The sequence below is a fragment of the Ulvibacterium sp. genome (genome assembly GCF_965228935.1).
Classification (GTDB): Bacteria; Bacteroidota; Bacteroidia; order Flavobacteriales; family Flavobacteriaceae; genus Ulvibacterium.
On the sequence record NZ_OZ245846.1, the window covers coordinates 3001258 to 3016353 of the forward strand.

A 15096-nucleotide genomic window follows, 5' to 3' on the forward strand; every position below is an offset into this window, starting at 1 on the left:
AGTTAGTTGTTGAAAGGCCCATGATATTTTCGTGGGTTTTTCTTTTTTAGTATATTGTCTATTCACTATGTTTTATCACAAATGGTTAATTTACATCTGTATTGGATTACTTGTAGTTGGCTGCCAACAACTTTCCAAGGATTCAAAAAGGTTTGAGCTGTTAAAAGCTTCCGAAACCGGTGTCGAATTTCAGAACACCATCAACGACCCTAAACTAAATGTTTTCGAATACGTGAATATGTACAATGGTGCCGGGGTAGGTGTAGGGGATTTTGACAATGACGGTTATGAAGACTTATTTTTTGCGGGAAATCTCGTGTCATCCAAACTATATCTTAACAACGGGAAAACAAAACCGTTCTCTTTTTTAGACAAGACCAAAGAATCCGGCGTGATGACCAATAGTTGGGTCAATGGTGTAGCGGTCGTTGATATCGACCAAGACGGATGGGACGATATTTACTGTAGTGTTTCGGGAGGGAAATCGGGACGGAATAGACCTAACCTTCTGTTTGTTAATAAGGGTCTTGACAGCAACGGTCAGCTTCGTTTTGAGGAAGAAGCCGTTCAGTACCATCTCAATGACACCACACATACCATACAGTCTGCATTTTTCGACTATGACGGCGATGACGATCTCGACGTATTTATGATTGTAAATCATCCTACGGGTTATTTAGGTCAGGAAGCCAATCGAATTACTCGTATCAAAGAGCAAGGTAGACCGGAGCGTACCGATAGGTTATACCGGAACGACGGCATGGGCACCGATGGGTACCCAATCTTTACCGATGTTTCGCGGAAAGCAGGCATTACTTTAGAAGGTTTTAGTTTGGGTTTGGCCATAAACGACTTTAATGAAGATGGCAAACCGGATATCTATGTCGCGAATGATTATGTCACTAACGATATTCTATATATCAACAACGGAGACGGTACTTTCACCGACCGCATTTGTGATTACGTGAACCATACGAGTTTTGCTTCGATGGGTATCGATGTCTCGGATATCAACAATGACGGTTGGCAGGATTATATGGTTCTAGATATGCTACCACAGGAAGATGTTAACTTGAAAATGATGTATCCGGCCATTAACCATATCGGATTCGATTTGCGCAAAAAAATTGGATATGTGGATCAGTATAATAGGAACACCTTACAACTTAACAACGGTTTAAAAGATTCCATCCCAAGAAAATTTAGTGAGATAGGAAGATTTTCAAATGTCTCGGATACAAACTGGAGTTGGAGTACCCTGATGCCCGACCTAGATCTTGATGGATGGCGCGATATTTTTATAACCAATGGTTTTTTAAAGGATGTCAATGACCTGGATTTTGTCAATTACGATGATACCGATCCTTTCGGTAATCAAAAAAAGCGTAATGATGATACCTATCTTGAATCCTTAAAAACGCAGAAAGGAATACATATTCCAAATCGTTTATTTCGTAATCAGGGCAATCTCCGTTTCGAAGACAAAAGTGATGATTGGGGTTTTATGGACCCCAGTTATTCCAACGGTGCAGCTTATGCTGATTTTGATAACGACGGTGATTTGGATTTGGCTATAAATAATATAAACGAAACTGCCTTTATCTTTAAGAACAATACCATTTCATCTGATAATAAAGAAAATAACTACCTGCAAATCCGTTTAGAAGGCGAAGAACCGAATACCGGGGCTATTGGTGCTAAAATCAGTTTTGAATCTTCTCGGGGCATTTCATCTTATGTCAATTATCCGACCAGGGGATTCATGTCTTCCGTTAGCTCCATAGTGAATTTTGGATTGGGCAAAGATTCAGTCGTAAATCATTTGCATATAACTTGGCCAGATGGTACTCTTCAATCACTTGAAAACGTTAAAGCCAATCAGAGGGTTACTGTTCAAAAAAGGGTCAACGAAAACGAAGGTCTAATCACTAAGTCCGACCAATCACCGCTTTTCGAGGATTTAAAAATCGACGGACTTGACTATGCACACCAAGAAATGTCTTTTAATGACTTTGACTATCAAACGCTAATTCCATTTAAATTGTCCAAATTAGGGCCTTGCTTGGCCGTAGGAGATATTGATAATAACAAATTAGACGACATTTATATTGGTGGAGCCAAAGGTGCTATTGGAAAACTATTTTTTCAGGAGGAGCAGGGGAAATTTTCCAGTTTTGAATTAGAAGACAGCAAATTGCACGAGGATCAAGCTAGCCTTCTAATTGATGTGGATAACGATGGTGATTTGGATATTTATATAGCGAGCGGCGGGGTAGAGAACGGGCGACAAAGCCGATACTATGTCGATCGCCTATGGGTGAATACCGGTAACAGAACGTTTGAAAGTGCCAGTTTAGATCTGCCAAGGGCAAATGCCTCTTGCGCGGTAGCTTCGGATTATGATAAAGATGGTGATCTGGATATTTTCGTAGGTGGTGCCTCGCTTCCTGAATCCTATCCCTTGGCCGCCCAAAGTATGTTATTGCAAAACAACACGGTAACAGCCGATGTTCCTGCTTTTGTAGACCTTGGCAATACCCTGCTACCCGAATTGAAAGATCTGGGCATAGTTCGTAGCGCCCTATGGTCTGATTATGACAATGACGGATGGCAAGACCTTTTGATCGTAGGTGAGTTTATGCCCCTTGTGATTTTTAAAAATGAAAAAGGTAGACTGGTAAGGGTGGCTGAAAAAAATCTACCACCTCAAAAGGGAATTTGGAATAGTATAAATGGTCACGATTTGGATCAAGATGGCGACATCGATTACGTTTTAGGTAATTTTGGATTGAATTCAAAATACAAACCAACAGAACAAGAACCTGTGAAAATCTATGCCGAAGATTTTGATCAAAACGGAATCATCGACCCCATCATGACATATTTCAGTGACGAAAGGGAAGTTCCTGTACACTTACGTGACGACCTTTTCAAACAATTGATAGGTCTGAAAAAGAAGATGCCCACCTATAAACAATACGCGGAAGCCAGCATAACTGATGTGATTTCGAAAGAAATCCTGAAAAATGCTACGACTCTGGAATGGAACTACACCAGCAGCGTTTGCCTTATGAACAATGGTTCTGAAGGATTCGAAATAGTCCCTTTACCAACCCGGGCCCAAATTGCTCCTATCTATGGCACCCTAATAGAGGATTTTAATGGAGACGGTTTTCCTGATATTCTTGCTGTTGGCAATTCTCATGGTGTAGAAGTATTTTCGGGTTGGCAAGATAGTTCGTTTGGAACATTGCTTGTAGGAAATGGAGATGGAACTTTTCAAACCATTGAGAACTATGATACGAGTGGGTTTTATATAAATGGTGAAGCCAAAGCACTAGTAAATGTTAAAAGGAAGGACGGTTCATATTTAACCCTTGTATCCAAAAACGATGACAGTCTTGAAATATTCTCGGCATCTTTGAGAAAAGTTGTCAAATCTATTGATTTAGAAACTTTTGATCAGAAAGCGAAAATTTCATATTATAATGGAAAGACCGAAATTCGTGAATTTTATTATGGATCTGGATATTATTCCCAGAGTACGAGGTCGTTTCCAATCACGGAAAAAATGAAAATGATCGAAATATTCGATACTGATGGTAAAACAAGAGATGTTTTAACTGTACTGGATTAACCTTTGTATATGTCAATCGATTAGCGCAATGAAAAAAAATAGAAAGGTATCCTTAAAAGATATTGCAAAAGAGGTTGGGGTATCCATAGCAACCGTTTCTTATGTGATTTCAAAAGGGAAAGACAGTCGGGTCAGTGAGGCTATGTCGGCAAAGATTAGGGAAGTGGCCAAACGGCTTAACTATCAACCCAACATCATTGCTCAAAGTCTTAAAAGTGGCACAACCAATACTATAGGCCTTATTTTGGCCGATATATCAAACCCTTTCTTTGCCAATATTGCCCGTGTCGTTGAGGACGAAGCGACCAAATTTAATTATACCGTTATTTTTGGAAGTTCGGATGAGAGAACTGATAAATCAAAACAACTAATTGATTTCCTTTCTAGTCGGCAAGTGGATGGTTTCATTATAGTACCCTCCGAAGGTTCTGAACAACAGATAATTGATTTAAAAAAACAGAATATCCCAGTTGTACTTATTGATAGGTTCTTTCCCGAGATTTCGACCGATTATGTTATCATTGATAATTATAAAGCAGCCTATAGCGGAGTTGGCGAGCTTATAGAATCCGGGCATAGGAAAATTGGAATGCTGGCATATGCAAGTACGTTGTTTCATATGGAGGAACGTATTCGGGGTTATAAAACCGCGTTAAAGAATAACGACCTGAGGTTTGAACCACATTGGCTTGAAAAAATCGAATATTCTAATATCAAGGAACAAATAGAACAAGCCATAGATACTATGCTTGGTGGTGACGACCCCGTAGATTCCCTGTTTTTTGCAACGAATACCTTGGCGATTTATGGATTAAAATATCTAGAAAAACTTCAATTGAAAATCCCTGATGATATTGCCATGGTAAGCTTTGATGAAGGAGAAGCATTTGATTTTTATTATTGTCCGCTAACGCATATCAGGCAACCCCTCGAGGAAATGGCAAAAAATGCAGTCCGTTCACTTGCCAATAGAATAGAAAACCCGGATAGCCCCATTCAAGGCATCTATCTCTCTGCAGAAGTGGTTGTTCGTAAATCATCAAGCCAGAGTATTAAAAGGCAGGCATAAAACCAAAGCTTTAGGCTCGTTTTGCGAATAAAAGATTTTTTATTTAAACGATTAAGCATATATTTGAACGCACGCATCGGAAAAGCTGGTATCGTATCTAGGATGGTATATCAAGGCTTTTCAAATGACGATTATCGTACTGAAAATTGTATAACCAACCATAAACAATGTATCCAAAAATAGGAATCCGACCCATAATTGACGGCCGTTTGGGAGGTGTCAGGGAATCACTTGAAGAAACTACTATGAATATGGCCAAGAACGTGGCCAAGTTTTACAGTGAGCATCTTAGATATCCTGATGGTACGGCAGTACAATGTGTCATCGCCGATACTTGTATGGGTGGGGTCAAGGAAGCTTCCCACTGTGCCACTAAGTTTAAGATGGAAAATGTAGGTGTTTCCCTGTCCGTAACACCTTGCTGGTGTTACGGAATAGAGACTATGGACATGGATCCTTCCATACCAAAGGCTATTTGGGGCTTTAACGGCACGGAACGTCCGGGTGCCGTTTATTTGGCGGCCACCTTGGCAGGACACAACCAAAAGGGACTTCCCGCTTTTGGTATTTATGGACGGGATGTCCAGGATATGGGGGACAAGACCATTCCCAATGATGTAAGGGATAAATTATTGAGCTTTGCCAAAGCAGGTTTAGCCGTCGCAATTATGAAAGGGCATTCCTATTTGGCCATAGGGACGGTGTCCATGGGAATTGCAGGTTCTGAAATACAATCGGATTTTTTTCAGTCCTATCTCGGCATGCGCAATGAATTTGTGGATTCTTCGGAAGTGATGCGTAGAATTGAGCAAAACATATTCGATGCCGAGGAATATGAAAGGGCATTGAAATGGACAAAACAAAATTGCACTGAAGGTAAGGACTTCAATGATGCCGAAAAGCAACGGTCTAGAACACAAAAGGATAAAGATTGGGAGTTTGTTGTTAAAATGACCCTTATTATAAGGGACTTGGTGGATGGTAATCCAAAATTAGCGGAAATGGGATATGGGGAAGAGGCCTTGGGGCATGACGCCCTGGTCTCTGGATTTCAGGGCCAAAGACAATGGACCGACTTCCTGCCCAATGGGGATTTTTCCGAAGCGATTTTAAACTCATCTTTCGATTGGAACGGAATTCGAAGGCCCTATATGATAGCAACGGAAAATGACTCTTTAAATGGGATCTCGATGCTCTTCAACCATCTTTTGACCAATACGGCTCAGATTTTTGCCGATGTCCGTACCTATTGGAGTCCGGATGCCGTTGAAAGGGTGACAGGTTGGAAACCTCGGGATGAGGTGGCCAATGGATTTATTCATCTCATAAATTCCGGTTCCGCCACTCTGGACGGATCTGGGCGACAGACTGAGAATGGAAAACCTGCAATGAAACCGTTTTGGGAAATTTCTGAAGAAGAGAAGCAGGCCTGTTTGGACGCTACCACTTGGTATCCTGCGGACCTGGGTTATTTTAGGGGAGGAGGTTACTCCTCCAACTTTTTGACAAAGGGCGGTATGCCCATCACCATGTGCCGTTTGAACCTAACAAAGGGTTTGGGGCCCGCTTTGCAAATTGCGGAAGGATGGAGTATAGACCTTCCCCAAAAAGTACATGAAACATTGGATGAACGCACCAATAGAACTTGGCCTACTACCTGGTTTGTCCCTCGTCTTATAGGATCCGGAACCTTTACCGATGTGTATTCGGTAATGAATAATTGGGGTGCCAACCATGGGGCCATTAGTTACGGACATATTGGAAAGGACTTGATAACGTTGGCCGCCATGCTACGTATTCCGGTATGTATGCATAATGTAGACGAGGACCGGATTTTTCGACCATCGGCCTGGAATTCCTTTGGGATGGATAAGGAAGGTCAAGATTACCGTGCCTGTCAGGCATATGGCCCTTTATACGGATTTCGATAGAACAACTTGGCCAACGATATGCCAAGGACATATTCAAAAACAAGCTTGAAATTCAGAACCAATACATATGAAACAACAATACTCCATAATTGGATGGGTTTTGTCAAATGCCATTTTAATTATTAAACCACTATGAAAAAGGCACTAATTATCTTGAATGTTTTTACAGTATTGGCATCTTGTTACGATACTGCGGATAAAACCAGATTCAAGAATCTTTCCCAAAATCCAAAGTTGAAATTTGAAGAACCCACACGACAAATACATCTGGATTTTCATACCTCGAAGCATATTGATAGTATAGGCCATCTATTTGATAAAAAACAGTTTCAGGAAGCCTTAAAACTTGGAAACGTAAATGCCATTAATGTATTCGCCAAGGGACATCATAGTTGGAGTTATTATCCGACCAAGATCGGGATGCCCCATCCCAAACTTGAATTTGATCTATTAAAAGCACAGATCGAGGCCTGCCGTGAAATAGGGGTAGAGGTCTTTGCCTATTTCACTGTAGGCTGGTCGGCCAATGATGTATTGAATCACCCCGAATGGGCAGTTGTCCGAAAGGATGGCTCCAATGCATACCGGGATATGAAAAAGAACCTTGGGCCCAATGAATCCTTCAATGGCTGGGAGTATTTGGAACCTTCCGGACCCTATGCCGACCTAATTTATGCCCAAACGGAGGAGCTCATAAAAAATTATGATCTGGATGGTATTTGGTATGATATCCATAGCCCTGAATTTTTGAATTTTAACGCCTGGAGTCTACGGGATTATGAACTGCGTGGAATAGACGTTGACTATTCCTTAGCTGTACAACAACGTACCAATGAAAAGTACAATGAATTTTTCAGAAAAACCTCTGAAATCATAAAGAAACATAAGCCCAGGGCTACTATTTATTATAACGGTACTACTAGGGCCTATAATTCCAGGAACATTGAAGACTATAAACACAATTTTTTTAAATACAATACAAAGCACGATTTGGAAGATTTACCCACAGCTTGGGGCGGATATGATATTTTCCCGTGGCGTTCAAAGTACTTTGCCAATACGGGCAAGGACATTGTTGCCATGAGTGGAAAATTTCACAAAGCATGGGGAGAATTTGGTGGATTCAAGCACAAGGATGCCCTGCTGTACGAGGCTGCCTCTATGGTAGCTTTCGGGGCTTCCTGCAATATTGGCGACCAACTACATCCTTCCGGTGAAATGGATAGGGCTACTTATGAAAACATTGGTTACGCTTTTGATTATGTACAACAAATCGAGGATTACGGGGTAGGAGCGGAACATGTGGCGCGTACAGGACTTTATATCGGTGAAGATCTATCTGCGATAGAAGGTGCTGTTGGTATGTTACTTGAAAAGCAGATAAATTTCAATGTAGTGAATACTTTGAAAGATTGGTCGGATATTGAAACTTTGGTCATTACCAGCGGAGGAGTATTGGAGCAGGATATTCCAAAGGTTCAGGATTTTGTGAAAAATGGGGGTAAAGTGATAGCGATGGCCGAAGGAATTTGGCATAACGATGAACCTATTGTGGATATAGGTGCGGATTTTTTGGGTCCGGCTATGTACGATATTGATTATACCATTGTAAAACAACCCGTATCCAATGGTCTGGTTACCTCACCTTTCCTAAATTATACGGCAGCATTGCGGATAAGCCCCCATAGCAATACGAAAGTTTTGGCAACTATACGGGAACCATTTTTTTCACGGACCATTGACCACTATAGTTCGCACAACAATACTCCTTATAAACTTAATGATGCGGAACATCCATCGGTTATCCGAAACGGGAACATTGTATATATTGCACACGACCTAGACCGACAATATAGCAAAGAAGGGGCACGTATCCATAGGAATCTTTTTTACAACGTATGGCGCTTGCTGGAGCAAAGCCCAATGATAGAAACTAGAATGCCAAGTATGGGACGTATCAATCTATTGCACCAACCAGATCAAGATCGATATGTGGTGCATATGACGTATGCTTCTCCCATTCAAAGGGGTTCGGTACGGGTAATAGAGGATTTGGTACCCTTGTATGAAGTTCCTTTGACCGTCAATTTTCCCCATAAGATCAACGAGGTTTATTTAGTGCCGTCCGGCCAAATCTTGGGGACGAAAATGGAGGGAAACAAACTTAAAGTGGTCATTCCGGAACTGCAATGCCATACAGCTGTAGTTTTTGAATATAATGGGGGAGAATAGGGAGATAAATGAAAGGCGCTAAGAATTATTGCCTAATTTTGAAGCTATCGGGCACTTACCCACAGTTTGTACTTACATTGAAATAATTAATTTTTGACCTATTTATATCATGAGAGTTCTGATTACTCTATTTCTGGCTTTTGCCCTAAGTTTCAAGGGATCGGCACAAGAAAAGACTAAAATTATTTTGGATGCGGATACCGCTAATGAAGTGGACGACCCCTTTGCCATAGTACGTGCCTTTGCAGAGCCAACCTGGGAAATTCAGGCATTGAACGCAACGCAATGGCAGACCAGCCAATGGTCTACCCCTCGAAGTATGGAGGACGGCCATAGATTAAATCAGGTGCTTGCCTCCTATCTGGGTACGGAAAATACCAAACTTCTGCGCGGGGGGCATCGGAGAATGTATGATTGGGGCGATATGGCCCTACATTCCGCAGCGGCCTATAATATTATTGAACAGGCACACTTGCAAGAGGAGGGAGAGAAATTGACCGTAATTGCCCTTGGTGCCTTGACCAATGTTGCGTCGGCAATTTTTATAGACCCTGAGATAAGTAATAAGATCAAATTATATTGGTTAGGTACTAAATATGACTGGGGAAACAAGGTTTCAACGAGAACTGACTTCAATCCAATGATGGATCCCCAGGCCATAGAATTGTTGCTTTCCTCGAATGTAGAAATGCACATAATTCCCGTGAGCGAAGTAAACCAAATGAAATCCAAGTTCTCGGAAACCAAACGGCTTTTGCAGGGAAAGCATCCGTTGGGCGATTATCTTGTTCAGCATTGGTTTGACCATGATGATGGAGGTAGGGAGGAAAGGGTACTTTGGGATATTGCCCTGATAGAAGCTATGCTTCATCCAGAATGGGTCACCGAGGTAAAGGTGGATAATTTTAAAAATAAAAATGTTTATCTCTACAAAGATATTAACGAAGAGAAGTTCTTGGAAGACTGTTTCAACGCCATTGTCCGTTTGTTGGAACAGCTTTGATCCCGAACTATTTCGTCGTACCTAATATTTTAAGACGATACCGGTATGCATGGTAAAAGTTGGAACGGTAATTTTTAGCTTTCCATCTTCCTTTATAAAATTCAAACTTTTGTCTTCGGGAATTTGTATGACTTCTTTAATTTTTTCGCCCACATCTACAGTGAGTTCAACGTTGGGAACGGGAAGAAAATCCTCTATAACACTGACTTCCCCCCGACGAAGTGCAGGCGCATACAGGAGATGGACAATATATCTATTTTCCTTCTTTTGTTTTAGCAGACTTACCCTTCCTGCACTGGGAAGGTTTTTTACTTTGATCAATGGGGAATCGTAGATTAAATCTAGGGAATTCTTGAACAATTCGCGATGCATGCGTACCCCATGCACATAATACAACCGGTCCAAAGGATGGGCTATGAAGACTACGTTTCCATTTTTTAACACTGCAGGATAAGGGGAATCCTCCAAGGTGTAGGGGGTTTCCCTATGGCCATTGAATTTGTCATAAGTCCGGTTAAAGTAGGGTTCCCTAATACTGGCAAGTACCTCACCTGTGGTTGGCCGGGTCTGTAATCCGGCATCATAGTTTAAAAATGGTGTGGAAACAATGTTTCTGCCAATATCCTTTTTCACAACGGTATAATCAAATTGAAAGTCCGAAGGTTTCAAGTATTCCGCGCCTACATTCAGCATAAGTTGCGTTTTTGTTTCGTTCAACGCACCTTCTCCAAATACAAGGAGTTTACCCCCTTTTTTTACCCAATCATTTAATTTTTGTGTTTGGGATTCGGATAGGGAAGGTTCGCTTGGTACGATAATCACATCTAAATCATCTAGGTTTTTCTCTTCGGCCACCACAAAATCTTCATGAAGTTCCAAGAGCATATTTACCACACCATGATCCGCGGCTTCGTTCAAAGTCAGCCAAATTCCCAATTTTGAAAGGGGTAGCCCTCCCGGTCCATAATCTTCTACTTTTTCCACATACTCGTAGGCCTTGCCTATATTCCGGTACGTCTCCAAGTCCATTTCTCCAGAAGGATGCAGCTGATCTCCAAAGTTACATGATGCTCCAAAGGAAATCATAGAAGCTGCCTCATAAGTAATTGCATCAGGGTGTTTAAAGCCCCCAAATTCTCCCCAGGCCTTATGGAACTTTCCACTCATTCCAGTAACAGGCACTCCCTGTTGCAGATGGTATTTGGCATCTAAAGGGAGTTTGTTGTACCCACCCCAAGTGGTGGGCAAGTCCTCTAAGTCTTGATGTGTATCCATATCAAAAAGGCGTTCCTTGAACCATGAGACATCTTCTATGCGCGTTACTGCATTGAAGTAAACTGTCGCTTCCGGTCTATATTTGGAGACTAGATCACGCAAGGCATTCATATGTTTTTTAAGGGCTAGGGCGTGGCTACGTTCTACCGCTATGGTATCCCTTATATCAATACCCTCTTTCTTCATGCGGGCCATGGCATATTGATTATAATTTCTTTTGGCCACATGATAAATATCAAACCAAAAACCATCCAGTTTTGGATAACGCTGACAGATTTCCTCGACCTGCCGCATGATTTGGTCATGATAAGGGGTGCCAAAACTGGGATCCAATCGTTTCCACAGATACGTTGGCCTTTCGGAATTTTCAGGGGCATCCCAGTCATACCCCGGTGCATTAATAGATCCGTCCCTATTGCGAATTGTCCATTCCGGATGTTCCCTTGCATCCAATTCGCTCCATCCTATAGTGAAATAGAAGGGGGCCTTAACTCCAATTTCATGGCAAGCTTCTAATTGGGCGCCCAAAAGATCAAAACTCAAATTAGGGTGCATTTTCCCCACTTTGGTAGGATAATAGGACCAACCATGATGTCCCTTACTAAAAATATTGATAAGATTTACTTTTCCTAATTTTAGTGCTTCCTGGAATTGCCTTTTGTCAAATTTATTTCCAACACTGGGTATGTGTTCCGAAGTATGGAAATCCAGATGTACCTGTCTGGTGGGCATAGGGTTATCTATAGACCTTTGTGATTGTCCAATAACTTGGTGAAACACCAGTAGACAAAGTATTTGGATAAGGCCGATTTTCATAATTTATTAAATTTGTTTAAACGTTTAACTTCAAATATAGTGAAGAATATCCTATATTTCGAGATATATGCGCAAATTCAATTCGTTATTCTTAAATCTGCATTACCTGGGAGTTATTGATTTTGCTTATGCATATAGTTTACATCCATTGATAATACATTAATTAAATGTTCGAGCATGCAAAAATCGGTCTCTGGCTTGGAATACTATTGTTTTTGGTTATCCTTGTACTACCTAATCCAGCCGGACTTTCCCTGGAGGGAAAAAGAATGGCGGCCATTGCCCTATTGATGGTGGTTTGGTGGGTCACCGAAGCCATTCCCATATACGTTACCGCATTTCTTCCGGTGGTACTATTTCCTCTACTGGGCGTTCTGGATTCAGCTGAAACTACCAAGGTGTATGGGCATGATTATGTGCTTATGCTATTGGGGGCCTTTATTTTGGCCAAAGGAATCGAGAAACAAGATCTTCATAAAAGAATAGCATTGCGGATTATCGGTCTTTTAGGCACAGGTCAACGCCGGATTGTTTTAGGTTTTATGGTCGCGACGGCATTTTTGTCCATGTGGATTACCAATATGGCCGTGGTTCTCATCATGTTGCCCATTGCGGCATCACTTATTGAAAGACAGGAGGAAGATAACATCAAGAATTTTGGATTGGCACTGTTGTTAGGGATTGCCTATGCCGCAAGTGTTGGGGGAACCGGTACCCTTATCGGAACGCCGCCCAATTTGGTTTTTGCTGGATTACTGGACAAACTATATCCGGGTGCGCCGGAAATTGGTTTTGTGGACTGGATGAAAATAGCATTACCCATGGTGGTTATTTTCATTCCCGTTATCTGGGTCTTTCTGATTTCGTTTTTAGGAATACAAAAAGATGCAAAATTGATCGACTTTGGGCTTGCCCGTGAAATGGATAGCTTGGGAAAAATGGATCGCGCGGAAAAAAGAGTATTGCTTGTTTTTCTATTTACCGCCCTAGGCTGGGTTTTTAGAAAAGACTTAATTATGGGCGACTTTGTCCTTCCAGGATGGGGCAATCTTCTGGGAGTGGCGGATTATGTCCACGATAGTACGGTGGCTCTTTGCGGTGCTATCCTTTTGTTTTTGATAGGTGATGGAAAAGGAAAGAAATTAATGGATTGGAAAACTGCGCGCAATGTACCATGGGGAGTGGCCATGTTCTTGGGAGGTGGCTTGGCCTTGGGTTCAGGGTTTAAAAGCACCGGTTTGGCAGAATGGATGGGCAGCTCTTTTTTGGTCGTTGGTAACCTTCCAGAATTCTTCATCCTGTTGGGTATTGTTGCCCTGATTATCTTTATTACGGAAGTAAACTCCAATACCGCGACCGCTACTATATTTCTACCCGTTTTGGCCGCAATGGGAGTGGCGGCTAGTATAAATCCACTTTTGGTCATGGTCCCTGCCACCTTTGCATGCTCCTTTGCGTTTATGATGCCTTCCGGTACAGGTACAAACACCGTTATCTTTGCAAGTGGTCGGATTAGGGTAGCGGATATGGCAAAAACAGGTTTTTGGCTAAACCTAATTTGTATCGTATTGCTTCCTTTGTTGCTCTACTTTTTCATATTACCCTCGATGGGTATTACGGCCGAACTCCCAGTTTGGGCAGAATAAGTACCATGAATCCAAGCCAACAACTGGACTATAAGAAGGACTAGCGTTAATTCTCAAATTGATCGGGATGTGGATGCTCCCAATCACCCCGATACGGTCTTTGCAATAATGCGGTAGCTTCCGGGTCATTGACCACGATTCGTTTTTCGGGGTCGTATACCAAGGGTCTTTTCAGCTCCATGGCCATATTCGCAAGAATGCAGCTGGCCGTGGAAATGTGTCCGTCCAAAACGTCAGCCACGGGCAAAGTACCTTTATCGATGGCCGATAGCCAATCCTGCATATGCCAGCGGGTGGCCGGAGCCGCATTCAATTCAATATCTTTTTCAGTAACATCTTCCGGATACTTTTCCTTTTCGTATAAAACATCAAAATGTATGGGTTCCCCATCGCCATAGGGTACAAAATCCGCCTGCATGGTACTACCGGATAAAGTCCCTTTGTCGCCATATAATTTAAAGGACCAAGGATATTCCGGATCTGCCGGAGCTCCCCAAGAACGATGTTGCCAAACGCAATTAAGGCCATCATATTCAAATACGGCACTTTGAGTATCGGCAATATTGGATTTTCCATCCTTCTGGACATAAATCCCGCCCGTAGAGCTAATTTTCTTGGGCCAGCCCAGATCGAGCATCCAACGGACCGTATCCAGCATATGGACGCACATATCCCCCATAATGCCGTTGCCATATTCCATGAAGGTACGCCACCAGCGTTTATGGGGAAGACCATCGTATGGGCGTAAAGGGGCCGGACCTGTCCACATTTCGTAATCCAAAAAATCGGGTACTTCCTGAACAGGGGGATTGCCATTGGCCCTCATGTGAAAGTAACAACACATTTCCACGTGGGATATTTTCCCTAACAATCCGGCGTCTACTACACGTTTTTTTGCATCGATCAGATGCGGGGTACTTTTACGCTGGGTACCGATTTGGACCACGCGATTATATTTTCTTGCCGCTGCTACAAGGGCCTCCCCTTCGATTACATCAACGCTTATCGGTTTTTGCAAATATACGTGCGCACCGGATTTCATAGCCTCAATGCCATGTAGTGCATGCCAATGATCCGGGCTCCCGACTAGAACGAGGTCCAAATCCTTTTTCGCGAGCATTTTACGAAAATCGGTATAGAGTTTAGGTTTTTTACCTGATTTCTGTCGTTGGCTTACCAAATCCGCAGCTTCCGTAAGCAAGTTGCTATCCGGATCGCATAGGGAAACCACTTCTACGGGAGCGACCTGAATCAAACGAAAAAGATCGCTTTTTCCATACCATCCCGTTCCTATAAGCCCCACACGGATGGGTTTTTCCTTGTTCATTAAATCAAAACCATAAGCCCCGAAAGAGGAGAGCACCATGGCTGCAGTCGTACCTTTAAGAAATTGTCTTCTTTTAATGTTTGAATCCTCGTTTGTCATTGTATTGATTATCTGTGGGTACTAAAGATATTGAAATCATTTTAGAAAATACAATGTTAAC

At 42.2% G+C, this 15096-nt stretch carries 8 protein-coding genes; 6 read left to right on the forward strand and 2 right to left on the reverse strand.

Features of this window, described 5'->3' with window-relative positions; genetic code table 11:
* The first annotated feature begins 67 nt into the window (after positions 1-67).
* From ACO06Y_RS12670 to ACO06Y_RS12690, 5 genes are all read left to right on the forward strand, one after another.
* Positions 68-3637, forward strand: a complete 3570-nt coding sequence (locus ACO06Y_RS12670; protein ID WP_422079344.1) for a VCBS repeat-containing protein — start codon at positions 68-70, stop codon at positions 3635-3637.
* Positions 3638-3665: 28 nt separating this feature from the next.
* Positions 3666-4706 carry a LacI family DNA-binding transcriptional regulator gene (locus ACO06Y_RS12675; protein ID WP_422079345.1) on the forward strand — a complete coding sequence of 347 codons (1041 nt, stop codon included), beginning with the start codon at positions 3666-3668 and terminating at the stop codon, positions 4704-4706.
* A gap of 167 nt (positions 4707-4873) precedes the next feature.
* On the forward strand, positions 4874-6637 hold the full coding sequence (locus ACO06Y_RS12680; protein WP_422079346.1) for an L-fucose isomerase: 1764 nt from the start codon (positions 4874-4876) through the stop codon (positions 6635-6637).
* Between the two features lie 132 nt (positions 6638-6769).
* Complete coding sequence (locus tag ACO06Y_RS12685) at positions 6770-8869, forward strand: hypothetical protein (RefSeq protein ID WP_422079347.1); 2100 nt, start codon at positions 6770-6772, stop codon at positions 8867-8869.
* Between the two features lie 109 nt (positions 8870-8978).
* Complete coding sequence (locus tag ACO06Y_RS12690) at positions 8979-9872, forward strand: nucleoside hydrolase (RefSeq protein WP_422079348.1); 894 nt, start codon at positions 8979-8981, stop codon at positions 9870-9872.
* Between the two features lie 21 nt (positions 9873-9893).
* On the opposite strand, the gene ACO06Y_RS12695 is transcribed toward ACO06Y_RS12690, so the two are convergent.
* Positions 9894-11963, reverse strand: a complete 2070-nt coding sequence (locus ACO06Y_RS12695; protein WP_422079349.1) for an alpha-amylase family protein — start codon at positions 11961-11963, stop codon at positions 9894-9896.
* A gap of 167 nt (positions 11964-12130) precedes the next feature.
* Here ACO06Y_RS12695 and ACO06Y_RS12700 point away from each other — a divergent pair, with 167 nt between their 5' ends.
* Positions 12131-13609 carry an SLC13 family permease gene (locus ACO06Y_RS12700; RefSeq protein ID WP_422079350.1) on the forward strand — a complete coding sequence of 493 codons (1479 nt, stop codon included), beginning with the start codon at positions 12131-12133 and terminating at the stop codon, positions 13607-13609.
* Positions 13610-13655: 46 nt separating this feature from the next.
* Here the strand turns inward: ACO06Y_RS12700 and ACO06Y_RS12705 are convergent, their stop codons facing one another.
* Positions 13656-15035, reverse strand: a complete 1380-nt coding sequence (locus ACO06Y_RS12705) for a Gfo/Idh/MocA family protein (RefSeq protein ID WP_422079351.1) — start codon at positions 15033-15035, stop codon at positions 13656-13658.
* Positions 15036-15096: the final 61 nt, after the last annotated feature.

Excerpts from the sequence above, each read along its gene's own strand:
- ACO06Y_RS12690 (WP_422079348.1), top strand. The coding sequence starts at position 8,979 with ATGAGAGTTCTGATTACTCTATTTCTGGCTTTTGCCCTAAGTTTCAAG.
- ACO06Y_RS12700 (WP_422079350.1), top strand. The coding sequence starts at position 12,131 with ATGTTCGAGCATGCAAAAATCGGTCTCTGGCTTGGAATACTATTGTTT.
- ACO06Y_RS12680 (WP_422079346.1), top strand. The coding sequence starts at position 4,874 with ATGTATCCAAAAATAGGAATCCGACCCATAATTGACGGCCGTTTGGGA.
- ACO06Y_RS12670 (WP_422079344.1), top strand. The coding sequence starts at position 68 with ATGTTTTATCACAAATGGTTAATTTACATCTGTATTGGATTACTTGTA.
- ACO06Y_RS12675 (WP_422079345.1), top strand. The coding sequence starts at position 3,666 with ATGAAAAAAAATAGAAAGGTATCCTTAAAAGATATTGCAAAAGAGGTT.
- ACO06Y_RS12685 (WP_422079347.1), top strand. The coding sequence starts at position 6,770 with ATGAAAAAGGCACTAATTATCTTGAATGTTTTTACAGTATTGGCATCT.
- ACO06Y_RS12705 (WP_422079351.1), bottom strand. The coding sequence starts at position 15,035 with ATGACAAACGAGGATTCAAACATTAAAAGAAGACAATTTCTTAAAGGT.
- ACO06Y_RS12695 (WP_422079349.1), bottom strand. The coding sequence starts at position 11,963 with ATGAAAATCGGCCTTATCCAAATACTTTGTCTACTGGTGTTTCACCAA.